This is a genomic window from Pseudomonas sessilinigenes (assembly GCF_003850565.1).
GTDB classification, from domain to species: domain Bacteria; phylum Pseudomonadota; class Gammaproteobacteria; order Pseudomonadales; family Pseudomonadaceae; genus Aquipseudomonas; species Aquipseudomonas sessilinigenes.
The window spans coordinates 4,750,141-4,773,322 of the sequence record NZ_CP027706.1; the positions used below are offsets into that span (position 1 = coordinate 4,750,141).

At 60.2% G+C, this 23,182-nt stretch carries 19 protein-coding genes and 2 tRNA genes; 5 read left to right on the plus strand and 16 right to left on the minus strand.

Annotated features, from left to right (window positions below):
* Positions 1-5: 5 nt before the first annotated feature.
* Both C4K39_RS22070 and ggt read right to left on the minus strand, forming a co-directional pair.
* Complete coding sequence (locus tag C4K39_RS22070; RefSeq protein ID WP_124347412.1) at positions 6-506, minus strand: GNAT family N-acetyltransferase; 501 nt, start codon at positions 504-506, stop codon at positions 6-8.
* Between the two features lie 140 nt (positions 507-646).
* On the minus strand, positions 647-2,482 hold the full coding sequence (ggt, locus tag C4K39_RS22075; protein WP_124347413.1) for a gamma-glutamyltransferase: 1,836 nt from the start codon (positions 2,480-2,482) through the stop codon (positions 647-649).
* 212 nt (positions 2,483-2,694) lie between these two features.
* On the opposite strand from ggt, the gene C4K39_RS22080 reads away from it, so the two are divergent.
* Positions 2,695-3,687: a cytochrome-c peroxidase gene (locus tag C4K39_RS22080; protein WP_124347414.1), complete on the plus strand. Its 993-nt coding sequence runs from the start codon at positions 2,695-2,697 to the stop codon at positions 3,685-3,687.
* Positions 3,688-3,751: 64 nt separating this feature from the next.
* On the opposite strand, the gene rimJ is transcribed toward C4K39_RS22080, so the two are convergent.
* The 3 genes from rimJ to C4K39_RS22095 form a co-directional block, all read right to left on the minus strand.
* Positions 3,752-4,318: a ribosomal protein S5-alanine N-acetyltransferase gene (gene rimJ / locus C4K39_RS22085; protein WP_124347415.1), complete on the minus strand. Its 567-nt coding sequence runs from the start codon at positions 4,316-4,318 to the stop codon at positions 3,752-3,754.
* A 70-nt stretch (positions 4,319-4,388) separates the two neighbouring features.
* Positions 4,389-5,237, minus strand: a complete 849-nt coding sequence (locus C4K39_RS22090) for a 5'-nucleotidase, lipoprotein e(P4) family (RefSeq protein WP_124347416.1) — start codon at positions 5,235-5,237, stop codon at positions 4,389-4,391.
* A 181-nt stretch (positions 5,238-5,418) separates the two neighbouring features.
* Positions 5,419-5,495, minus strand: a tRNA-Met gene (locus C4K39_RS22095).
* Positions 5,496-5,751: 256 nt separating this feature from the next.
* On the opposite strand from C4K39_RS22095, the gene C4K39_RS22100 reads away from it, so the two are divergent.
* Positions 5,752-6,969 carry an MFS transporter gene (locus C4K39_RS22100; protein WP_068578112.1) on the plus strand — a complete coding sequence of 406 codons (1,218 nt, stop codon included), beginning with the start codon at positions 5,752-5,754 and terminating at the stop codon, positions 6,967-6,969.
* A gap of 54 nt (positions 6,970-7,023) precedes the next feature.
* Here C4K39_RS22100 and C4K39_RS22105 read toward each other — a convergent pair whose 3' ends face one another.
* Positions 7,024-7,917 carry a helix-turn-helix domain-containing protein gene (locus C4K39_RS22105; protein ID WP_124347417.1) on the minus strand — a complete coding sequence of 298 codons (894 nt, stop codon included), beginning with the start codon at positions 7,915-7,917 and terminating at the stop codon, positions 7,024-7,026.
* A gap of 192 nt (positions 7,918-8,109) precedes the next feature.
* Between C4K39_RS22105 and pobA the strand changes: the two genes are divergently transcribed.
* Together pobA and C4K39_RS22115 are read left to right on the plus strand one after the other, a co-directional pair.
* Positions 8,110-9,297, plus strand: a complete 1,188-nt coding sequence (gene pobA, locus C4K39_RS22110) for a 4-hydroxybenzoate 3-monooxygenase (protein ID WP_124347418.1) — start codon at positions 8,110-8,112, stop codon at positions 9,295-9,297.
* Between the two features lie 191 nt (positions 9,298-9,488).
* Positions 9,489-11,543 carry a TonB-dependent receptor domain-containing protein gene (locus C4K39_RS22115; protein ID WP_124347419.1) on the plus strand — a complete coding sequence of 685 codons (2,055 nt, stop codon included), beginning with the start codon at positions 9,489-9,491 and terminating at the stop codon, positions 11,541-11,543.
* Between the two features lie 60 nt (positions 11,544-11,603).
* Here C4K39_RS22115 and C4K39_RS22120 read toward each other — a convergent pair whose 3' ends face one another.
* A complete protein-coding gene (locus C4K39_RS22120) occupies positions 11,604-12,926 on the minus strand; it encodes an OprO/OprP family phosphate-selective porin (protein ID WP_124347420.1) in 1,323 nt (440 codons plus the stop codon).
* 348 nt (positions 12,927-13,274) lie between these two features.
* Positions 13,275-14,207: a LysR family transcriptional regulator gene (locus tag C4K39_RS22125; protein ID WP_124347421.1), complete on the minus strand. Its 933-nt coding sequence runs from the start codon at positions 14,205-14,207 to the stop codon at positions 13,275-13,277.
* 486 nt (positions 14,208-14,693) lie between these two features.
* Here C4K39_RS22125 and C4K39_RS22130 point away from each other — a divergent pair, with 486 nt between their 5' ends.
* Positions 14,694-15,842 carry a radical SAM protein gene (locus C4K39_RS22130; protein WP_068578884.1) on the plus strand — a complete coding sequence of 383 codons (1,149 nt, stop codon included), beginning with the start codon at positions 14,694-14,696 and terminating at the stop codon, positions 15,840-15,842.
* 300 nt (positions 15,843-16,142) lie between these two features.
* Here C4K39_RS22130 and ychF read toward each other — a convergent pair whose 3' ends face one another.
* The 8 genes from ychF to C4K39_RS22170 all read right to left on the minus strand — a co-directional run bounded on the left by ychF (position 16,143) and on the right by C4K39_RS22170 (position 23,059).
* Positions 16,143-17,243 carry a redox-regulated ATPase YchF gene (ychF, locus tag C4K39_RS22135; protein WP_124347422.1) on the minus strand — a complete coding sequence of 367 codons (1,101 nt, stop codon included), beginning with the start codon at positions 17,241-17,243 and terminating at the stop codon, positions 16,143-16,145.
* A gap of 22 nt (positions 17,244-17,265) precedes the next feature.
* Positions 17,266-17,850: an aminoacyl-tRNA hydrolase gene (gene pth / locus C4K39_RS22140; protein ID WP_068578691.1), complete on the minus strand. Its 585-nt coding sequence runs from the start codon at positions 17,848-17,850 to the stop codon at positions 17,266-17,268.
* A 169-nt stretch (positions 17,851-18,019) separates the two neighbouring features.
* On the minus strand, positions 18,020-18,619 hold the full coding sequence (locus tag C4K39_RS22145) for a 50S ribosomal protein L25/general stress protein Ctc (RefSeq protein WP_068578694.1): 600 nt from the start codon (positions 18,617-18,619) through the stop codon (positions 18,020-18,022).
* 139 nt (positions 18,620-18,758) lie between these two features.
* Positions 18,759-19,700: a ribose-phosphate pyrophosphokinase gene (locus C4K39_RS22150; RefSeq protein ID WP_003171603.1), complete on the minus strand. Its 942-nt coding sequence runs from the start codon at positions 19,698-19,700 to the stop codon at positions 18,759-18,761.
* A gap of 48 nt (positions 19,701-19,748) precedes the next feature.
* Positions 19,749-19,823 (minus strand) — tRNA-Gln (locus tag C4K39_RS22155).
* A gap of 36 nt (positions 19,824-19,859) precedes the next feature.
* Entirely contained in the window at positions 19,860-20,711 is an 852-nt protein-coding gene (gene ispE / locus C4K39_RS22160) for a 4-(cytidine 5'-diphospho)-2-C-methyl-D-erythritol kinase (RefSeq protein WP_068578696.1), read from the minus strand.
* A gap of 1 nt (position 20,712) precedes the next feature.
* On the minus strand, positions 20,713-21,330 hold the full coding sequence (lolB, locus tag C4K39_RS22165; RefSeq protein ID WP_068578698.1) for a lipoprotein insertase outer membrane protein LolB: 618 nt from the start codon (positions 21,328-21,330) through the stop codon (positions 20,713-20,715).
* A 4-nt stretch (positions 21,331-21,334) separates the two neighbouring features.
* On the minus strand, positions 21,335-23,059 hold the full coding sequence (locus C4K39_RS22170; protein WP_068578700.1) for a tetratricopeptide repeat protein: 1,725 nt from the start codon (positions 23,057-23,059) through the stop codon (positions 21,335-21,337).
* Positions 23,060-23,182: the final 123 nt, after the last annotated feature.

Consider the following 23,182-nt stretch of genomic DNA (forward strand, 5'->3'; position numbering starts at 1 on the left):
CGTGGTTACGCGAAGGGTTGCAGGGGCTTGGCCATTTCGCTGGTGGCGGCCCAGCCCAGGCCCTGGTAGAGGGGTTGGCCGGAGCGAGTGGCATGCAGGATGGCGAAACCCAGGCCGCGTTGCTGGAACTCGGCGTCCGCCAGTTGCATCAGCGCCGTGGCCAGGCCCCGGCGGCGGTGGCTGGGCTCGACGTAGACGTTGAGCACGTAGCCGCGTTGATCCTGGGTCGGGTGAGCCGGGTGGGGCGGCCAGTCGATGCTCATCAGGCCGATGCTGGCCACGGGCTGCTCGGCTTCGAGCAGCACGAAGCCGTAGTAACGACCGTCCACCAGGCGTTGATGCAGCCAGGGACGAAAGTGTTCGGTCATGACCTGCAAGGTGGCCGGTGGATGGCCGGCGTCGAGGAACATCGCCTGGCGGTGGGCGCACACCAGTTCCAGGTCCTGGAGGCCCAGGCGACGCACATTCAGGCCTGGGACGGTGATATCGGCGGGGATCGGCTGCATCGTCTGTTCCTCGTTGGCAAGCGCTGATGCTAGGGCAGAACTTCCTGCTCGATCAGATACAGAGCGCTGCAAAAAACAGCATACAGGCCCACAAAAAAGGGCCGGCCTCACGGCCAGCCCTTGGGTGCAGCGCAGAACCTTCAGTCCCCCAGCGCTTCGCCTTCACGCCGTGGGTCGGCGCCACCGGCCCAGGACGCCTTGCCCTTCGCATCACGCACGCGAACGATGGCCTGGGTGCCGCTGGTCATGTCGATTTCATTCACCTGGTGACCCTGGGCCTGCAACGCCTGTTTCAGCGCTGGGCTGAACTGGCCCTGCTCCAGCTCGGTGGGGCCATTGCGGCTGCCGAAGTTGGGCAGGCCGACGGCGGCTTGCGGGTCGAGGTTCCAGTCGAGCATGCCGATCACCGATTTGGCCACGTACTCGATGATCTGCGAGCCGCCGGGGGAGCCGACGCTGGCCAACAGCTCGCCGCTGGCACGATCGAAGACCAGGGTCGGCGCCATGGACGAGCGCGGGCGCTTGCCCGGCTGCACGCGGTTGGCCACGGGCTGGCCGTTCTCTTCGGGAATGAAGGAGAAATCGGTCATCTGGTTGTTGAGCATGAAGCCCTGGACCATCAGGTGCGAGCCGAACGCCGCTTCCACCGTGGTGGTCATGGACACCGCGCCGCCCTGGTCATCCACCGCCACGACCTGGGAGGTGGAGATGCGCATCGGCGAACGGTCCGGTGCATAGGCCACCTGGATGCCCCGTGGTTTGCCGGGCTCGGCCTGGCCCATGCTGCGCTCGCCGATCAGGGCGGCACGACTGGCCAGGTAGTCCGGGGCGATCAGGCCGGCCACCGGCACTGGCACGAAGTCACTGTCGGCCACGTACAGGCCGCGGTCGGCGTAGGCCAGGCGCTCGGCCTCGGCGATCAGGTGTACCGCTTGTGGCGCCGGTTCCAGGCCGGCCGGCTGTTGGGTTTTCTGCGGCTTGAGATTGGCCAGGGTGTAGCGTGGATCACGCTGCTCCAGGGCTTGCAGGGTGCCGAGGATCTGCGCCACGGCCACGCCACCGGAGGAGGGCGGCGGCATGCCGCAGACCTGCCAGCGCTTGTAGTCGCTGCACAGTGGCGCGCGTTCCTTGGCGCGGTAGTTCTGCAGGTCGGCGAGCGACAGGCTGCCGGGGTTGGCGTGGCCCTGGACCTTGGCCACGATCTCAGCGGCGATCGGCCCCTTGTACAGCGTGTCCGGGCCTTCCTGGGCGATGCGCTTGAGCACTGCGGCCAGTTGCGGGTTCTTCAGCAAGGTGCCGACGGCCTTGGGCGTGCCATCGGCGTTGAGGAAGTAGGCGGCCATGTCCGGCGAGCGGGGCAGGGCGCTGTCGCTGCTGATCATGGTGTGCAGCCGTGGCGAGATAGCGAAGCCTTGTTCGGCCAGGCGGATCGCCGGTTCGAACAGTTGCGCCCAGGGCAGGCGACCGTGTTGCTTGTGGGCCATCTCCAGGGCACGCAAGACCCCGGGAGTGCCCACCGAGCGTCCGCCGATCTGCGCCTGGGGGAAGGGCATGGGCTTGCCGTCGGCCTGCAGGAACAGCTTCTCGGTGGCGCCCGCCGGGGCGGTTTCGCGGCCGTCATAGGTGCGCACGGCCTTGCCATCCCAAAGCACGATCATCGCCCCGCCGCCGATCCCCGAGGATTGTGGTTCCACCAGGGTCAGTACGGCCTGCATGGCGATCGCCGCATCGATGGCCGATCCCCCTTTGCGCAGCATTTCGCGCCCGGCCTCGGCGGCCAGCGGGTTGGCGGCAGCGGCCATGTGCTTGGCGGCGTGCCGGGTCTGCATGTCGGTGCGGTAGCCCGAGGCGACTTCCGGAGCGGGTGGCAGGGCGGTGGAGGCCGGTGGATTGTGGCAGGCGGCAAGGCCCAGGGCGGCGGCGATCAGGCCGATGCCGGCCAATTGGCGATAACGGGAGGGGAGGGTCGAGAACACGCGTTGAGCTCCGTTCGCAAGGGAATTGAAGTGTCTTCCGTGGGGGCAATGTACAGCACTAGAAAGCATCGTTGGGCTTCACCGGCCGGCAACCCCCGGTCTTGCGCGACCGCCCGGGCGCCTCAACCTGCACCGATTGACCTGTATCAGGGCACCTGCCAGCCATTGGGCACATGGTTGGGGCAAACCATAAAGCCTGATGAGAGGACGCCATGTACACGAGTAAGTGGTTGCTTGTTTTCGGATTGCTGTGGGGGAGCCAGGCGTGGGGAGCGACGCCCAGCGAACCGATCCAGCCGGTGCAGCCGGCGAAGATCACGGATGTCGACAAGGTGGAGCTGGGCAAGCAATTGTTCTTCGACCCGCGCTTGTCCAAGTCCGGTTTCATTTCCTGCAACTCCTGTCACAACCTGAGCATGGGTGGCAGCGACAACCTGCCGACCTCCATCGGCCACAACTGGCAGCAGGGGCCGATCAACTCGCCCACGGTGCTCAACTCGGGCCTGAGTTTTGCGCAGTATTGGGACGGCCGCGCCGCCACGCTCCAGGAGCAAGCAGGGGGCCCCATCGCCAACCCGGGGGAGATGGGTTTCACCCATGACCTGGCGGTGGACGTGCTGCGCTCCATCCCTCAGTACCGGGCCTCGTTCAAGCGGGTCTACGGTGACGATGGCATCAAGTTCGATGACGTGACCAACGCCATCGCGGCCTTCGAAGACACCCTGGTGACTCCCAACGCGCCCTTCGATCGCTGGCTGCAAGGCGACCAGGCGGCCATCAGCCCCACCGCGCTCAAGGGCTACCAGTTGTTCAAGTCCATCGGCTGCGTGGCCTGTCACAACGGCGAGGCAGTGGGCGGCACCTCGTTCCAGAAGATGGGCATGATCGAGCCCTACGTGACCAAGAACCCGGCCCAGGGCGTTGCCGGACTGACCGGCAAGGACGCCGACCGGATGCGTTTCAAGGTCCCGACCCTGCGCAACGTGGCGTTGACCTATCCCTACTTCCACGACGGTGCCTACTGGACCCTGGACGAGGCGGTGGACGTCATGGCCCGCTTGCAGCTGGGACGCAAGCTGGACACCTCGCAGGTTGGCCAGATCGTCGCATTCCTGGAAACCCTGACTGGCGACCAGCCGGACTTCAAGTTGCCGATGCTGCCACCTTCCTCGGCGCAGACTCCGCGGCCACAGCCGTTCAACTGACCATGAAAAAACCGCAGCTCGCTGCGGTTTTTTTGCGTTGCAGTCCTGTTGATGGATTGGCGGCTCACATAGGCCGAGGGTTGATCAACGCGGTCAGCACGTGGTCGGCCCATTCACCGTTGATCTTCAGGTAGGCGCGGGCCCGGCCTTCTTGTTCGAAGCCCAGGCGCGCAAGCAGTTGGGCGCTGCGCAGGTTCTCGGGGCGGTGGTTGGCCATGATCCGATGCAGTTGCAGTTCATCGAAGGCATGGCCGATGGCCGCTTGCAGGGCTTCGTGCATCAGGCCCCGGCCCTGGGCGTGTCGGGCCAGGGCGAAACCCAGGTGGCAGGCCTGGAACGCACCTCGCACGATGTTGGTGAAGTTGCAGGCGCCCAATACGCGCTGCTCGTCGCGATCGAACAGCAACCAGTGTCGTGCCTCTTGTGCGGCGACTTTGCCTGCCATGTCCCGTAGTCGCTGGGCCACCGCCGCAAGCTGGAAGTACTCCTCGTCGCGCAGCGGCTCCCAGGGTGCGAGGTGCTCGCGGTTATCCAGGAGGTAACGCTGCAGGGCCGGGGCTTGGTCTTGATCGGCACTGCGCAGGACCAGGCGTTGGGTATGCAGGGGCGTCGGGGTTTCGGAAGCGTTCATATCTACCGCCTGCGGGATTGGGGAAGGGCGAAACCATGGCCCAGAAAAGGCCATGGTGGAGGGTGGGAGCCTAAGGCTTGGCGGCCGTTTCCTGCCAGGCATTCGCTCCGGCGGCCGCCTTGAACTTGGCGCGGTTCTCCGGGGTGGCCGGCGGTTCGGAGTCGCCGAAGATCGCCTTCAGCCAATGGCCGTCGGTGGGGTTGGGGAAGAGGATGAACTTGCGCCCGAACTGTTCGCGGTCTTCACTCATCAGCTGGCTGCGCTGCTGGACGTCGGCCACGTAGTACTTGCGTTTGAAATCGTTGAGGTTGTCGCCGAGCATCACCACCACGTTATGGTCCTTGGCGATTTCCTGCTGGCGCGGTTCCTTGTTGGAGCTGTCGCGGTACACCGTCAGGTGCTGCTCGTCGGCGAACGGCAGTTGATTGTGGCGCAGGTTGGCCAGGGCGTATTCATAGGTCTTCTCGCCCTGGTCGCGGCTGGTGACGTAGAACACTTCGACGCCCTTGGACTGGGCGTACTTGAGGAACTCCACCGCCCCCGGGGTGGCGACCGGGCCGTTGTCGGCGACCCACTGGTCCCAGGCGGCGTCGTCGAAGAACTCCTCGTCCGAGTTGATCAGGTAGCCCCAGTAGCTGTTGCTGCTGAGCACGGTGTCGTCGATATCGCTGATGATCGCCAGCGGGCGGTCGCCGGCCTTGCGTTGTTGCAGGGCCTGGTCCAGTTGCATCCTGGCGACGTTGAAGCCCTGGTAGTACAGCGCCTGGAACTCGGCGGCGGTCTGTCGCCAGGCCACGGCGGCGGTCAGCAGGTTGGAAGATGGTGCGCTGGCCTGGTCGGCGAAGGCCGGGGCACAGGTCATGGCCAGAAGCGAGAACAGCCAGGGGGCGAGGGAAGTCCCGGTGGTTTTTATTGTCATGGTCGAGCCCTAGAAGTGAGGATTGCGCAGCTCTCACGAACACTGCCCGGGTGTTCTATCCCAGGCTGCGCCGGCGCTCAATGCGGGTGTCGCGATTGTGGATCAATGAGGCGTAATCCCGGGTACTTTTTCGCAGGCATAAAAAAACGGCCTACCTTGCGGTAAGCCGTTTTTCGGTACTTGGTGGCTACACAGGGACTTGAACCCCGGACCCCAGCATTATGAATGCTATGCTCTAACCAACTGAGCTATGTAGCCAAGTGGCGCGCATTATTCGCTCGGAACGATCATGCGTCAAGCATTTTTTTCAAAAAAATATCTACGCTATCAACCGCTTATCAAAATCCCCCCTTTGCTGGCATTGCCGAGTCGCCACTTGTGCCTCCAGAGGCAGCGATGTATTGCGAAGGGAACGGGTCGTTAGCAAGCTAAGGGGATGGCGTGAGTGCCCGCAAAAGTGGCACATTGACGCACCTTGCCCCTGTGCACCCACCCGTTGTACGGAAACAATTCTATGGCTATCAGCAATGCCCAGCCTGTCGCAACGACGGCTTCTCCTGCCTCCCAAGGCAGCCCGCTGGTCCTGCGCATCATTGGCGCGGTGGCGCTCGCGCACCTGATCAACGACCTGATCCAGGCGGTGATGCCGGCGATCTACCCGATGCTCAAGGCCAACTATGGCCTGACCTTCACCCAGGTGGGCCTGATTACCCTGACCTTCCAGCTCACGGCGTCGCTGCTGCAGCCCTGGGTGGGCTACTACACCGACCGACGTCCCCAGCCGTTCCTGTTGCCGGCGGGCATGGTCTGTACCCTGGTCGGTATCCTGATGATGTCCCAGGTGAGCAGCTTCGGCTTGATCCTGCTGGCTTCCGGATTGATCGGCATCGGTTCCTCGACCTTCCACCCGGAGGCTTCGCGGGTGGCGCGCCTGGCATCCGGCGGTCGCTATGGCCTGGCGCAGTCGAGCTTCCAGGTGGGCGGCAACGCTGGCACCGCGTTCGGCCCACTGCTGGCAGCGGCGATCATCATTCCCTATGGGCAGGGCAACGTGGCCTGGTTCGGCCTGTTCGCATTGTTGGCCCTGGTGGTGCTGTATGCCATCAGTCGCTGGTACGCCAATCATCTGCGCCTGCATCAGCTCAAGCAGGGCCAGGCGGCCACCCACGGGTTGTCCAGGGGGCGGGTGATCAGTGCCCTGGTGGTGCTGGGGCTGTTGGTGTTCTCCAAGTATTTCTACATGGCCAGCTTCACCAGCTACTTCACCTTCTACCTGATCGAGAAGTTCGACTTGTCGGTGGCCAGTTCGCAGTTGCACCTGTTCCTGTTCTTGGGGGCGGTGGCGGCGGGCACCTTCTTCGGTGGCCCCATTGGCGACAAGATCGGGCGCAAGGCGGTGATCTGGTTCTCGATCCTCGGGGTGGCGCCGTTCACCCTGCTGCTCCCTCATGTGGACCTGTTCTGGACCAGCGTCCTGAGCGTGGTGATCGGCTTCATCCTGGCCTCGGCGTTCTCGGCCATCGTGGTTTATGCCCAGGAGCTGGTGCCGGGCAACGTGGGCATGATCGCCGGGGTGTTTTTCGGCCTGATGTTCGGTTTTGGCGGGATCGGTGCAGCGCTGCTGGGGCACCTGGCGGACCTGCACGGTATCGAGCATGTGTATTTCCTGTGCTCGTTCCTGCCGCTGTTCGGCGTATTGGCGATCTTCCTGCCCCGGACCCGCAAGGCCTGAGGCCAAACGCTGTCGAACACGCCCGGGCCATGCCCGGGCGTTTTGTTTTTGGGCCTAGCCATGGTTTTGGCGTTGGCGTGCACAATCTTGTCGGAAGGCATTGGGCGACTGGCCGCAAAGGCGCTTGAAGAACCGCGAGAAGTAGGTGGGATCGCTGAAACCTAGCTGATCCGCTAGCTGGCTGATACCGATGTTGCTGTACACCAGGCTGCGCTTGGCCTCCAGCATCAGGCGCTGGTGGATGATCTGCAGGGCGGTCTGCCCGGCCAGTTCCCGGCACAGGGTATTGAGGTACACGCTGGACAAGCCGATGCGGTGGGCCAGGGATTCCACTGTAGGGTGTTCTCGGTAGTGCCGTTCCACCAGCCTGATGAAATGTCCCAGCAACTGCTGGTGACGCTCGTTGCGGTTGCCGGGCATGGCGTTGCGCTGGCCGCGGCGGGCGATCCAGATCATCAGCACGTTGACCAGTGATTGCAGCAGCAGATCCCGGGCCGAGGCGCTACCTTCGTACTCATGCAGCAGCGTCTTGAACAGGGTGTCGAGACTGCGCCGGTCGGGCCCCACCGAGTAACAACCAGAAGATGCCAGCACTGCCAGTGGAGCGCCCAACTGCGTTTCCAACTGGGCGACCAGGGGGGCCGCCAAGGTCAGCACGTAGCCCTGGATATCGGCGCTGAACTGGAAGCCATGGACCATCAGCGGCGGTATGACCTGGACCGCCGTCTCCTGTACTTCTCGGCGCTGGCCTTCGACTTCTACCACGGCCTGGCCACGCTGCACGTACAGCAACTGGTAGAGGTCTGCGTGGCGATGGGGCTTGATCTCCCAGTGGTGCAGGCTGCTGCGTTCGGGGATGGATTCGCAGTGCAGCAGGTCCGGGGTCGGCCAGGCCTGATTCTCGCCATAGAGCTTGAAGACCGGGATGCTGGAAAGGCTGGCTTTCATGGGCTCTGGACCTTTACGAGGAGAGGGATGGGCTGCTCGATAATCGAACGCTGTTTGCAAAAGTACATTTTTGTAGCGGTTTATCATCATTTTTTGCGTTTTTTGTCAGCAAAAATGCAGGGGTAGAACAATAACCATAAATTCCGATCGAGGCCTGTGGCCCGCATCGGAACACCCTGTGAGACGACGACAATGAAGACTCAGGTTGCGATTATCGGTGCCGGCCCATCCGGACTGCTGTTGGGCCAATTGCTGCACCAGGCTGGCATCGATACGGTGATTCTCGAGCGCCAGGCCCCGGACTACGTCCTGGGTCGTATCCGTGCCGGGGTGTTGGAGCAAGGCACGGTGGAGTTGCTGCGCGAGGTGGGTGTGGCCCGGCGCATGGACGCCGAGGGCCTGGTCCATGAAGGGGTGGAGCTGCTGCTGGGCGGGCGGCGGGTACGTATCGATCTCAAGGCCCTTACCGGTGGCAAGACCGTGATGGTCTACGGCCAGACTGAAGTCACCCGCGACCTGATGCAGGCCCGCGCAGCCTGCGGCGCGCCGATTTTCTATTCGGTCAATGATGTGCAGCTCCATGACCTGCAGGGTGCATCCCCCTATGTCACCTATGAACAGGACGGCCGGCAGCAGCGCATCGACTGCGACTACATCGCCGGCTGCGACGGCTTTCATGGCGTGGCGCGCCAAAGCATTCCCCAGGACGTGCTCAAGCACTATGAACGCGAATATCCCTTCGGCTGGCTGGGCTTGCTGGCCGATACCCCGCCAGTGAGTCATGAGTTGATCTATGCCCAGCACGACCACGGTTTTGTCCTGTGCAGCCAGCGCTCGTTGACTCGCAGCCGCTACTACCTGCAAGTGCCGCTGCAAGAGCAGGTCGAGGACTGGTCCGACCAGCGTTTCTGGCAGGAGCTCAAGATGCGCCTGCCGCAGGAGCTGGCTCAGCGCCTGGTGACCGGCCCATCGCTGGAAAAGAGCATCGCACCCCTGCGCAGTTATGTGGTGGAGCCGATGCAGCACGGCAAGCTGTTCCTGGTAGGGGACGCGGCTCACATCGTCCCACCCACCGGGGCCAAGGGGCTGAATCTGGCGGCGTCCGATGTGCACTACCTGTACCGCATCCTGGTCAAGGTCTACCGGCAGGGACGGATCGATCTGCTGTCCAGGTATTCCGAACTGGCCCTGCGCCGGGTTTGGAAAGGCGAACGGTTCAGCTGGTTCATGACCAATCTCATGCATGATTTCGGCGAGCATCAGGATGCCTGGGCACACAAGATGCAACAGGCCGACCGCGAGTATTTCCTCAACTCCCACGCGGGTCTGGTGAGCATTGCCGAGAACTATGTGGGCCTGCCTTATGAGGAAGTGGGCTGAATCATCGGCACCGCAGCCATCACGTTTTGCTTGCAGGGATGGCCACTTGGGCGACCACGTTTGAGGCACGCCCGAATATGTCAGTTCTGTAATTTTCTCGTATCTAAATGATAATCATTAGTATTACACTCCGATCCCCCCATCCCTTAGCGCACCGTTAAGGTGCATTGGTTCGACAAGGATTGCGTGTAATGAAACTCAGCTCCTGCTTGTTCAACTCCCTTCTATTGAGTGCTGGCGTTGGCCTGCTTGGCCCGCTGGCACAGGCCGCCGAGACCGGTGAAGACTCCAAGCCGACTTCGCTGGAATTGGATACCGCCTTCGTCACGGCCAGTGGTGGCGCCACGGACCTCAAGGATGCGCCGGCCAGTGTCAGCGTCATCACCCGTGAGGAAATCGAACGCCAGCCGGTCTATGACCTCAACACCCTGTTGCGCCGGGTACCGGGTGTAACGGGCGGTTTCGGCCCGGTGGGCGAGCAGTCGAAGATCAAGCTGCGGGGGCTGGACGACAAGTACACGCTGATCCTGGTGGACGGCAAGCGGGTCGGTAGCTCCGGGGATATCAGCTACCGCCGCGACCTGGCGCGCCAGGACCTGAACTGGATCTCGCCGAACATGATCGAGCGCATCGAGATCGTCCGTGGGCCGATGTCCTCGCTTTATGGCTCGGATGCCATGGGTGGGGTGATCAACATCATCACCCGCAAGGTGTCGCGGACCTGGAGCGGTTCGGCCAGCACCCATATCACCGTGCCCAAGGATTCCGACCGTGGCCAGACTACCCAGTACAGTGCCAACCTGGCCGGCCCGTTGACCGAATCCCTGGGGCTGCGCCTGGGAGCCAACGTGACTCGGCGGGCGGCGGACGAGGTCGAGGCCCGTCGTGATTCGATGGGCGAATTCATGTATGGCGACGGGGCTGGAGGCTCCAAGGACCAGAGCCTGAACGCCTTGCTGGACTGGCAGATCAACGATGAGCAGAGCTTGTCTTTCGAGGCTGTGCATGGGGTAGAGCGTGCCTGGTCCTCGAAGAAGACCTTCGGTGATTGGGGGGACACTATTGGGGGAGGCTTTGGTCCCAGCCGCCTGATCCGCGACAGCTACATCCTGTCCCATGTCGGGGAGTGGAGCTTCGGTACCTCTAAACTCGATGCCTACCTGAACAAGTACCGCAACGATATCGACTGGGGCAAGGCCAACTCCGAGGAGAAGATCGTCGAGGGCAGCCTGAACATACCGTTCGAGTTGCTGGTGGACCAGCGCCTGACCGTCGGTGGGCAATGGAAGCGTGAAGAGCTGACCAACACCGACACCCTGGGCACGGTGCCGGTGGACTACAAGGGGGCGCCAGTCAGTGGCTCGACCCTGAAGGGCGATTATTCGGCGGCATTCATCGAGGATGAACTGTTCCTCCTGGACAACCTGTCCCTGACCCTGGGCAACCGCTTCGACCACAGCGACAAATATGGCAACCACAACAGCCCGCGGGCCTATGTGGTCTACCATCCACATGCGGATTGGACGGTGCGGGGCGGGGTGTCCAAGGGCTTTCGTGCGCCGAGCCTGAAGGAGGGTAGCGCCGGGGCGGCGACCGAATCCGGTGGCCGTGGCTGTGGCTCGCTCAAGCCCCTGGGGTATGTCCAGGGCAGCTGCTGGATGGCCGGCAACCCGGACCTTGCGCCAGAGACCAGCACCAACAAAGAGATCGGCGTGTCCTTCAACCATGATGATTGGGAACTGGGCCTGACCTACTTCCATACCGATTTCACCGACAAGATCGAGTATGGCCCCCTGGGGCAGTTCCAGGGCCGTTGGTGGACCATGCTGGAGAACGTCGACAAGGCCCGGACCCGCGGCTGGGAAGGCACCACCCGGATTCCGTTGGGCGACTCGGTGAACTGGCGCACCAATGCCACCTACATGCTGGAAAGCCGCAACCTGTCCACCGGCGAAGACTTGATCAGTACACCCAAGCTCTCGCTGTTCAGTGCACTGGACTGGCAGGTCAACGATCGCTTGAGCACCGAACTGTCGGCGCAGCATGTGGGCAAGCAGCGGGGCCTGGGCAATGACTTCGTGCAGTCCTACACCACCTACGACCTGACGGCCAACCTGGCCCTGACCAAGTGGCTGACCTTGAATGGCGGGGTGCAAAACCTGCTGGACAAGGACCTGCGGGATGGCTCGACCAACTTCTATGTGCCCGGTCGGGCGTTCTTCGCGGGGGCGACCACCTACTTCTGAGGCTACAGCTCGACCGCCCCGTTGCCTGGCAATGGGGCGGTCCTGGTGTTGCGGGCCTGTCTAGAACACGTACTGCATGCGCATCACCAGGCCCTGGCCGGAGTCGTCACCGACGGCATTGCTGATGTTGTCGGTATTGGCCCTGATGTAGTTGGCGCTGAGCTTCAGGGCCTCGTTGGCGTACCAGTTGACCCCCAGGGTGTGGCTCTTGCCCTGGGCATCGCCCACCTGGCGCACCGCGCTGCTGGCGACCACGTTGTCATCCTCGACCTTCATGGCGTCATAGCGATAGAACAGCTCCCAGGCACCGAGCGCTTTGTTCTGCGGCTTGATGGTGTCGAACCTGGCGCCATCGAGTTTGTAGATCCGCGGCTCGCCAGTGAGGGTATAGGCCAGTTGCGTGTAGTAACCCGAGGCCTTGATGTCGCTGGCGGCCGTGTCGGCCTTGAGCGTACGTCGCAGGTACTCTGCCTGGATCGAAAAGGCTTGCAGCGCCCAGGCTCCTTCGAGCCCCCAGACCGAATCGCCTTTCCATAATCCTGATTGGGCGGTGGTCCCGCCGAACACCGCGCGATTGCCGTTGCTGCCGGCGCTGTTGCCACCGTTGGTATCGACGCCACGCACGCCCATGCGCGAACGAATGCGGGTATCGACGGCGCTGTCCTTGAGATCCCGGTAGGCGTATTGCAGGCCCAGGTGCAGGACGTTGCCCGGTTCATGCCAAGGCGCGAAGACCCCGCGCAAGTTGTAGCGCTTGACGCTGTCACCATCGGTGTCGTTGTTGTTCTCGCTGAACAGGCTGCCGGACAGGTAGGCGACCTTGCCTACCACGCTGTTGGCCTGGATACCTGTACCGCTGTTGTCGTTCACCCATTCGGCGGCGTCGTAGGAAAGGTTGCGCTCCAGGGCCGTGACCCACTTGGAGCTGGTGGCTTTCTCCAGGCCGAAATCGGTGTAGAAGCGCCCGATCTTCAGGTTCAGTGGGTCGAAGCCTATGTAGGTCACGGTAGCCTCATCGAAGTAACCGGTACTGTCGTTGCCGACGTTGCGCGACAGGTCATAGTTGATCTGGTATTTCCAGTCGCGGTAGGCGGTGCCGCCGATTTCCAGGTAGGCGCGGCGGAAGTAGGCCGCATCCGCGGTATTGCCATTGCGGGTGTAGTAGCCGTCGAAGCGGCCATAATCCGCCTGCAAGCGTCCGCCCAACTTGAAGCTGAACTCCTTGTCGGTGGTGGCCACTTCCAGGCCGCCTTTGGTTTTCACCACGATATCGGCGCCGTCGGTGGTGACCGTGCCCGCATGAGTGGTGAGGGTGATTGCCATGCCCAACAGGCCGATGACTGCTGCACAGCCTGTTGGGGTTCCGGTGGTTCTGACCGACATACTGCTCTCCCGTCCATTGCTCTTTTGCCTTGAGTAGCCATGCCTGTAGGGCTGGCTGGGCGGATAGTTGTCAGCGTGAATGAAGCTTTTTGTTGGTTTTCGTGACGTTTTTGTTTCGATCAGGCGGGACCATCCCACGGTCCAGGAATTTCAAGGGCCGCGGCGTGGTGGGGCAGGGTGAACCAAGGTCTTGGAATATGTCAGGAACATGACGGGTAAAAGTCATGGGCCGGATCGAGGGTGCGAGGAGGGTGGCTGCAGCGCCAGTTCACGGCAAAAAAAGAGCGCCATCGGGAGGCGGATAAGAGCCTCGGGATAGGGTTTTTTTGTTATCGGGGAGCGACGGGTTCAAGCGTCTGCGGGGGTAAACCACTCGCGGCGCTTGGTGAAGGCCTGTTGAATCAGCTCCACCAGGACCCTCACCTCAGGGCGTGCTGCGGCGTGGGCGTGGGTGCAGAGCCAGGCGTATTGCTGGAGGGGGGAGTCGAACAACTGCGGCAAAGCAATGAGGGCCTTGTCCACTTGAGCGATGTAGTCGGGCAGCAGGCCAACGCAGGCGCTGTTCCTGATCAGCTCCAGGGCCAGGTGTGGGTCGCCGGTCTGCGCGATGCCGCTGGCGCGACGGCGTATCAGGCGGTTCCAGGGTTCCAGGGCAGGCACGCAGTAGTGGCTACTGAGCTGGACCAGCATGTAGTCATCCAACTGCTCCGGGCGCCTGGGCAGGGCCGACTTGGGTACATAACGCTTGGCAACGTGGGCCGAATACTGGATTGGCGCCAGGCAGATGGGCAGGGTAGTGGCGAAGCCGGGGTCAGGTCGCGGGCTTCCCGGATCGGCCAGCCATAGCAGGATGTCGGCCTTGGCCGAAGGTGTTCCGTGCAGTGGGATCAACTCTATCCGAGAGGTGGCATTACGACGCAGGAAGGCGATCAGGTCCCTTGCAAGAATATCTCGCAGCAATATATCCGCCACGGCAATGACTACGCCGGCCTGGCAGGTAGAGTCGACCTTGGCCGGCAACGACTGCTCCTGGCGCCTGGAGAGGTTTTTTTGCAGGCGTTTACCTATCAGGGTCAGGCTCAGTTTGTTGTCCTGGTAAAGGAACAACGGCGTGCCAATGAGTTGTTCGAGTACCAAAAGCTTCTTGCGCAGCGCCGCCGCACTGATGTTCAGGCTACGTGCTGCTTGCTTGAACGATGCGCAGCGTGCACTGATGAGAAAGCATTGAGCCGAGAGAGCATCGATCGACTGCATGTCGACTTGGGGTATTTCAGCTGGCATGCACAGGCCCTAGCCGTCTTGGTACTGGTGGCAGGTCGTGCTTATCGGCGGCTTCATGGCCGGCTCCTCGCAGGTGTTCGTACGAGGATACGTAACGCTGCCTTTCAGCAGCATCGCGGGAAAATTACTTATCTGTCATGTCGTGCAGGGAGGGGCTGTCCGGTTGTAGGAAAGTGTCGGAGCAGTGTTTTCCTGCCTGACCATTCATAACGGGGCATTAGCATGTTTGCCCGACATCATTGACCTTCATCATTAAGCTGCGAAGAACAATGCAGACAAGCCTGCAAAGCGCCTGGAAGCCGAGGGGGCTCATGGAGCTGGATCGATGCCACCTGGCATAATTGGCAAGCGCAGATATCAAGGCTGTTCGGACCTGTTCTCGTCGCAAATAAATAACATGACCTTAGAGAGTGGTTTGTATCTAATACAAACCAAACCACCATAAGAAAAATACAAACCGTATTAGCATAGTGAAGGACTATCACAATGCATATGTTCATAGATATTGTTGGGGCCTGTAATTTAAGTTGCCCTTCATGCCCCATGGGAAACTCCGAGAACAATAACTTCAAAAAATCCATGCCCATGGAGATGTTTAATGAAATAGTTAAAAAGGCCAAGTCAGAGGGTGTCAGTTCAATTCACCTCTACAACTGGACCGAGCCCTTGGTTCACCCGCGCATTGGTGAGTTCATTGAAATAATAAACTCAGCAGGGATAAGCAGTGGGATTAGCACCAATTTAAATATTTCAAAGAATATGGAGCAGGCATTAAAAGCCGAACCTTCATTCTTTCGCATTTCATTATCTGGTTTTTACCAAGAAACTTACGAGCTTGGGCATGTTGGTGGCAACATTGAAGTTGTCAAGGAAAACATGCTGAAGCTGCATGAAATCAAAAAGCAGTACAATCTTAATACGCTAATCGAAGTCTACTATCATCGCTATCTAGACAACCTGGAAGAAGAAGCGTTGATGCGTGAGTTCAGTGAGCGCCTGGGTTTCACATTCAGTACGGGTTATTCGGTGATGATGCCACTGGAGAAAACCCTCGCGATCATTGAACGCGACTCATCTGTCACCGATGCAGATCGTGAAACCCTTAAAAGACTGGCATTACCGCCATACGATGATCTAGTTAACCTGGTTAAACACTATCCCAAGCATGCGTGCTCTCTAAAAGACAACATGCTGGTGCTGGACTGCAATGGAAATACCGTCCTATGCTGCTCAGTATTTAACCAGTCCGAGTACTCCGTTGGTAAGTACCTGGAGCTTCCTCTGGAGCAGTTGAGCGGTCTTAAGTCCACTCAAGCCAACTGTGCAGACATGTGCAACCGTTGCACAAAAAATGGTCTGCACTCTTACGCTACCGGGGCCAACCAAGGACCGATGGAGCGGCATGCCATCAATCGAATCATCAACTTCCAGCGCCTTAATGTTCTAGGTCTTCCGATTGATAGTGAGGAACTTGGGCGACAGGAAAACGAGGTTAGTGCAGAGAATTTCAATGAGCTCCAGTACCTGCAATGTAACCATGATGTGAATGCCGCAATCGCCAAAGGAGTTTTCTCTAGCGGCTATCAGCACTACATCCTTTACGGTCGATTTGAGAATAGGACTGGGGCAAGCTGATTCTTGGTAAAAAGTATCTGTTCTCTCGAGGCCCTAAGGCACGACTGATGCAGTCGTGCCTTAGGGCTTTTTTGATCGACATTATTTTTAAAGGAGGCGTGGAGGCGGTTTATAGTTGCAGGAGGTGGGTAGTAAAAATGCTCAAGCGCTGTATCTTTACCTTGAAAAATACCCGATGCACAAAAGGGCCGATAAACATTAACTGGATGGGGCCCGCAGAATGAAAAAACCCCTTGGGGAATATCTCCTCAAGGGGTTTGTTTGGCATCTATCAGGATCCTTGAGGATCCATCTTCATGCTTAAACGTTGAAGCGGAAGTGCATCACGTCACCGTCCTTGACGATGTACTCCTTGCCTTCCAGGCGCCATTTACCGGCTTCCTTGGCACCGCCTTCACCCTTGAACTGGATGAAGTCGTCATAGGCCACCACTTCGGCGCGGATAAAGCCCTTTTCGAAGTCGGTGTGGATCACGCCCGCCGCTTGCGGTGCAGTGGCGCCGACGCGAACGGTCCAGGCCCGCACTTCCTGCACGCCGGCCGTGAAGTAGGTCTGCAGGTTCAGCAGTTCGTAGCCTGCGCGGATTACGCGATTCAGGCCAGGCTCTTCCAGGCCCAGGGCCTCGAGGAACATGTCCTTTTCTTCGCCTTCTTCCAGTTCGGCGATCTCGGCTTCGATCTTGTTGCAGACCGGCACTACGACCGCGCCTTCTTCCTCGGCGATGGCCTTGACCACGTCCAGGTGCGGGTTGTTCTCGAAGCCATCCTCGGCCACGTTGGCGATGTACATCACCGGCTTGCTAGTGAGCAGGTGGAAGCCACGAATCACGGCCTTTTCGTCGTCAGCCATGTTTTTCATCAGGCTGCGAGCCGGCTTGCCTTCGGTGAAGTGCGGGATCAGCTTTTCGAGGATGGCTTTCTGCGCCAGGGCGTCCTTGTCGCCACCCTTGGCGTTGCGTGCAACTTTCTGCAGTTGCTTCTCGCAGCTGTCGAGGTCAGCGAAGATCAGTTCCAGGTCGATGATCTCGATGTCGCGCTTGGGGTCGACGCTGTTGGAAACGTGGATCACGTTCTCGTCTTCGAAGCAGCGCACCACGTGGGCGATGGCATCGGTCTCGCGGATGTTGGCGAGGAATTTGTTGCCCAGGCCTTCACCCTTGGATGCACCGGCTACCAGGCCGGCGATGTCGACGAACTCCATGGTGGTCGGCAGTACGCGGTTCGGCTTGACGATCTCGGCCAGGGCGTCGAGGCGCTGGTCGGGCATCGGCACGATGCCACTGTTGGGCTCGATGGTGCAGAAGGGGAAGTTCTCTGCCGCGATACCGGACTTGGTCAGGGCGTTGAACAGGGTGGACTTGCCGACGTTGGGCAGGCCGACGATGCCGCAATTGAATCCCATGGTGTTTCCCCTCGGATAAGAGTCAGGCCTTCTGGCTGTGCAGGTTTTTCATCGCACGGTTCCATTCACCGGCGAAGATATCCGGCAGCACGCCGAGGGCAAAATCGATGCTGGCGTCGAGCTTTTCCTGTTCGGCACGTGGCGCACGACCCAGGACAAAGTTCGAAACCATGCTGGCGACGCCCGGGTGGCCGATGCCGAGCCGCAGGCGGTGAAAGGTATTCTGGTTGCCGAGCTGCGCGATGATGTCTCGCAGTCCGTTGTGCCCGCCGTGTCCGCCGCCGGTCTTGAGTTTGGCGACGCCGGGAGGCAAGTCTAGCTCGTCGTGGGCCACCAGGATTTCTTCGGGCTTGATGCGGAAGAAACCTGCAAGCGCCGCCACGGCCTGGCCGCTACGGTTCATGTAGGTGGTGGGAATCAACAGACGAATGTCCTGACCCTGATGACTGAAGCGTCCGGTCAGGCCGAAATATTTGCGATCGGCCACAAGGCTCACACCTTGTTTGTCGGCGATGCGCTCAACAAAAAGGGCCCCTGCGTTATGCCGGGTCTGTTCGTATTCGGCGCCTGGATTACCCAGGCCAACGATCAGTTTGATGGCAGTCACGATAGGGGCCCTTCTCTGGAGTGGTGGATAACATCGCCGCGCAGCTTGGCAGCGGCGAAAGTGGACGACAACAGCTCATTTACCATGATGCGTAAACTTCGCGTTCTCGCCCGCTTTCTCGCTACGTCACTGTCCGCGATGTTTCCGCTACTCCGGCGTCAGAGTGAAATTACTCTGCAGCGCCTTCAGCAGCTTCTGGAGCAACACGTGGAGCGTGGACGTTGGCTACTGCCAGGTCGTTGCCGTGTGCCAGGGCCACGAACTCAACGCCTTTAGGGGCCTTGATGTTGGACAGGTGAACGATGGTGCCGATTTCAGCGTCAGCCAGGTCGACTTCGATGAACTCAGGCAGATCTTTCGGCAGGCAGGAAACTTCGATTTCCGACACTACGTGGGAGATCTCGCCGCCTTTCTTAACAGGTGCAGCTTCGTTGATGAAGTGCACTGGAACGATGGCGGTCAGTTTCTGGCCAGCAACTACGCGAACGAAGTCGGCGTGCATTACGTGGCCTTTGGCTGGGTGACGTTGCAGGGCCTTGATCACGACGTTCTGCTTGGTGCCACCGACGTTCAGTTCGATGATGTGGCTGTAGGCAGCTTCGTTTTCCAGCAGTTTGGCAATTTCCTTGGCCAGCATGCTGATGGATTCAGGGGCTTTGTCGCCACCGTAAACAACAGCTGGAACCAGGCTGGCGAGACGACGCAGGCGGCGGCTCGCACCTTTCCCCAGGTCGGAACGCACTTCAGCATTCAGGGTAAAATCGTTCATTTTGTATCTCCAAAATAACCTCGTTCGCCTTGGCGTTTGCGACCAGCGCCAAGGGCGATACGGGCAAAAAAGCCCCGTCCCAACCAAGGTTGGGACGGGGCGCTTTTCGTCATCGAGATGTTCTGCCTGGGATTAACCCTTAGCGGAACATCGCGCTGATCGATTCTTCATTGCTGATGCGGCGAACCGCCTCGGCAACTACCGGTGCGATATCCAGTTGGCGGATACGTGCACAGGCCTGTGCTGCTGCGGACAGCGGAATGGTGTTGGTCACCACCAGCTCGTCCAGCACGGAATTTTCGATGTTCTCGATGGCCCGGCCCGACAGCACAGGGTGTGTGCAGTAGGCGAAGACCTTGGCTGCGCCATGCTCTTTCAAGGCCTTGGCCGCGTGGCACAGGGTGCCGGCGGTATCGACCATGTCGTCGACCAGAATGCAGGTGCGTCCTTCGACGTCGCCGATGATATGCATCACTTCGGAGTGATTGGCTTTCTCACGACGCTTGTCGATGATCCCGAGATCCACACCCAGGGACTTGGCCACGGCACGTGCACGCACGACGCCGCCGATGTCCGGGGAGACGATCATCAGGTTTTCGAAACGCTGGTCTTCGATGTCATCCACCAGGACAGGGGAGCCGTAGATGTTATCTACCGGAATATCGAAGAAACCCTGAATCTGGTCAGCATGCAGGTCAACCGTGAGAACACGGTCGATGCCGACCACGGTGAGCATGTCAGCCACGACTTTCGCGCTGATAGCCACACGTGCGGAACGCGGACGGCGATCCTGACGGGCATAACCAAAATAAGGAATAACAGCAGTGATACGAGTAGCCGAGGAACGACGGAAGGCATCAGCCATCACGACGAGTTCCATCAGGTTATCGTTGGTCGGAGCGCAAGTCGGCTGGATAATGAAGACGTCTTTACCGCGGACATTTTCATTGATCTCGGCAGTAATTTCGCCGTCGGAAAATTTTCCAACAGAGATGTCACCGAGAGGGATATGCAGCTGACGTACGACACGCCGAGCCAGATCGGGGTTGGCGTTCCCCGTAAAGACCATCATCTTGGACACGCGCAGTACCTGAAGGCTGAGGGTATACCTGGATGAGTATAAGGAAAATGGCAGGGGCGGCTGGATTCGAACCAACGCATGGCAGGATCAAAACCTGCTGCCTTACCGCTTGGCGACGCCCCTGTATCTGTTGCTTCGAGTGCCTGGCACTCGTTTCCGTTAGAGCAGCGTTTGAAGCTTGCGATGCAACATCGAAACGTTGCTTCCTTTTGCTACAAACCCTGTAAGGGTCTCTGTAAGAAGGGCCGAGACTTTATCAGCTTCAGCTTTGCTTGGGAAGCCCCCAAACACACAACTTCCAGTTCCAGTCAGTTTTGCTTCGGTAAATTTACCTAGCAAATTCAACGCGTTACGTACTTCTGGATAACGCCTTGCGACTACCGGAAGGCAGTCGTTTCTGCTGTTTCCCTTGGGAACGGGGCGCACTTTAATGGGCGCGGTGTCACGTGTCAACTGCGGATCGGAAAAAATTTCTGCTGTACTTACAGAGACTTGCGGGACCAGTACCAGATACCAGGGTTCTTCTGGGTATTCGGGGCTGAGTCTTTCCCCTACGCCTTCGGCAAATGCCGCGTGCCCACGAACGAAAACCGGTACGTCGGCGCCCAGGGTCAAGCCCAGTGCTGCCAGGCGATCTTCGTCCCAGCCCAGTTGCCAGAGATGGTTGAGGCCCAGCAGGGTGGTGGCAGCATTGGAGCTTCCGCCACCGATGCCGCCGCCCATGGGCAGGATCTTGTCGATCCAGATATCGATTCCCAGGGAGCAGCCGGACTGTTCCTGAAGTTTTTTTGCGGCCTTGACGATCAGGTTGCTGTCGTGGGGCACGCCTTCGAACTCGGTATGCAGGCGGATCAGGCCATCATCGCGCACGGCGAAGGTGATCTCGTCGCCGTAGTCGAGGAATTGGAACAGGGTCTGCAGCTCGTGATAGCCGTCATCGCGACGTCCCAGGATATGCAGCATCAAGTTGAGCTTGGCCGGGGAGGGCAGGGTCAGCGTTTGCGCGGTCATGTCATTGCCCCAGCTTGCGTGGTTGCCATTCCTTGATCACCAGGGTGACATCAAGGTCGTTGCCATGCAGCTTGATGCGCTCGGGCAGCCAGTAGCCGTTCTGCTGTGAATAGCTGCTGTACTCCACTTGCCAGCCATCCTGCTCCAGGCTTGCCAGGTGGCTGTCGCCATCCAGGGTCAGGCGGCTCTTGCTGTTCGGGGCGGGTAGCCCACGAACCCACCAGCCCAAGTGGGATACCGGCAGTTTCCAGCCCAACTGTTCTTCCAGCAACGACTCTGGGCTGCTGGCTTCATAGCGGCCCTGGTTGGCCACTTCCAGGCTGACTTGGCCCGGGCGGCCAGTAAGGCGGGCGGCGCCGCGGCCCAGTGGGCCGGACAGGCGGATGTCGTAGTAGTCCTGGCGTTGTAGCCAGAACAGCGTACCGCTGCCGGAGTCCTTGGGTGCGCGAATGCCGATCTTGCCGTTGATCTGCCAGCCGTCGAGGCTGCTCAGTTGGTCCTTGTGCTGGCGCCATTGCGCCGGGTTGCCCTGGCCCTGGACTGCCTCGCGGGCACCGAAGCCGGCACAACCGGCCAGTAGGGCGATGAAGCTGAAAACGATGAAATGGCGCAAAAGCATGGTCTTAAAGAGTCTCTGATCCGGTCAGGCGTTTGATGGTTTCGCGCAGCACGGGGCTGTCGGGCTGTTCCTTGATGAACTTGCCCCAGGTCTGCCGGGCCTCGCGCTGCTTGCCGTTGTGCCACAGCACTTCACCCAGGTGCGCGGCGACTTCCGGGTCGGGGAAGCGCTCCAGCGCCTGGCGCAACAGGCGCTCGGCTTCGTCCAGGTTGCCCATGCGAAAGTTCACCCAGCCCAGGCTATCGAGTACCGCCGGATCATCCGGCGTCAGCTGGTGGGCTTGTTCGATCAGGGCCTTGGCCTCGGCATAGCGGGTTGTCCGGTCGGACAAGGTGTAGCCCAAGGCGTTCAATGCCATGGCGTTGTCTGGTTCACGCTGGATGATCAGGCGCAGGTCCTTTTCCAACTGGGCCAGGTCATTGCGTTTTTCCGCTTGCATGGCTCGGGTATAGAGCAGGTTGACGTCATCGGGATACTGCTGCAGGGCCTGTTGGATCATCTTCCAGGCGCTGTCCCCGCGGTTGTTGGCCGACAACGTCTCGACTTCGATCAGGTACAGCTGGATGGCGTAGTCAGGTTGCGTGTCCCGGGCGGCTGCCAGGCGCTTCTGCGCTTCGTCGGTGCGGCCATTGTTCATCAGGATGTCGGCTTGACGCAGTTGTGCTGGCAGGTAGTCGTTACCCGGGCCGACCTGGCCGTACTCGATCAACGCTCCTTGCGGGTCATTGCGCTCTTCGGCGATGCGCCCCAGGTTCAGGTGTGCAGAATCCTCGTGGCTTTCCCGGGCGATCAGGTCTTCAAGGTAACCCTTGGCCTCATCCCAGGCCTTGGCTTCCAGGCATACCAGGGCCAGGGAGTAACGCAGTTCGTCATCTTCCGGGTACTGCTGGACCAGGCTCGAGAACTGGGTCTTGGCATCCTCCATGCGGTCCTGTTCCACCAGCATGCGGGCGTAGGTCAGGCGCAGGCGCTTGTCATCCGGGTACTTGCGAATGCTCTTTTCCAGCAGGGGCAGGGCTTCCTTGCTGCGGTTCAAGCCTTGCAGCAGGCGCGCGCGCAGCAGCAACGGCGCGATCTCGCCGTCTTCTGGCGGATTCTGCTCCAGGAGGGCCAGGGCCTCCTTGTCGTCGCCATTCTGTTGCATCAGCAAGGCCTTGCCGAAAATCAGCTGGCTGTTGTGCGGGTGTTTCTGTAGCAGGCGGTCGAACCCCTTCATCAGGCCGTCGCGGGTTTCCTGATCGGTATCGGCGGCCGACAGGGCCAGGAAGTCGAAGTGGGTGTCGCCTTTGCCTTGCAGGACTTTCTCCATATAGAGCATGGAGTCGTCGTAACGCCCGGCGCGGGCCAGCTGGATAGCGGCCGCGCGTTGTGCCTCGAGGTCGTCGGGGGCGTTCTTGGCCCAGATCAGCGAGGTATCCAGGGCTGCCTGGTCGGCTCCCAGGTATTCGGCAATGCGAAATGCCCGTTCAGAGATGCCCGGGTCCTGGGTGTTGATGGCCTGGGTCACGTAGTTGTCCAGGGCAATGTCGAAGCGATTGCGCTGGCCTGCCAGTTCAGCGCTCAACAGGCTGAAGATGGTGTCTTCACTGAACGAGGAGTAAACCTTGGGCTTTTCAGGGGCTGGAGTGCTGTCTTCCACCGGCGATGTAGCATCCGATGAGACGGGGCCTAGGGCATGGCACCCACTGAGGAAGACAAGGGCGAGGAGCAACGCGGAAGATCTATTCATATAGGAAGAGGGCGACTAACCTGCGGTCGGATCATCATGACACAAGCCTTCGGCCAAACATAACCGAGACTCAACGGGATGCCAGAACAGAGGCAGTCTATTAGGACAATAGCCGGCGGTAGT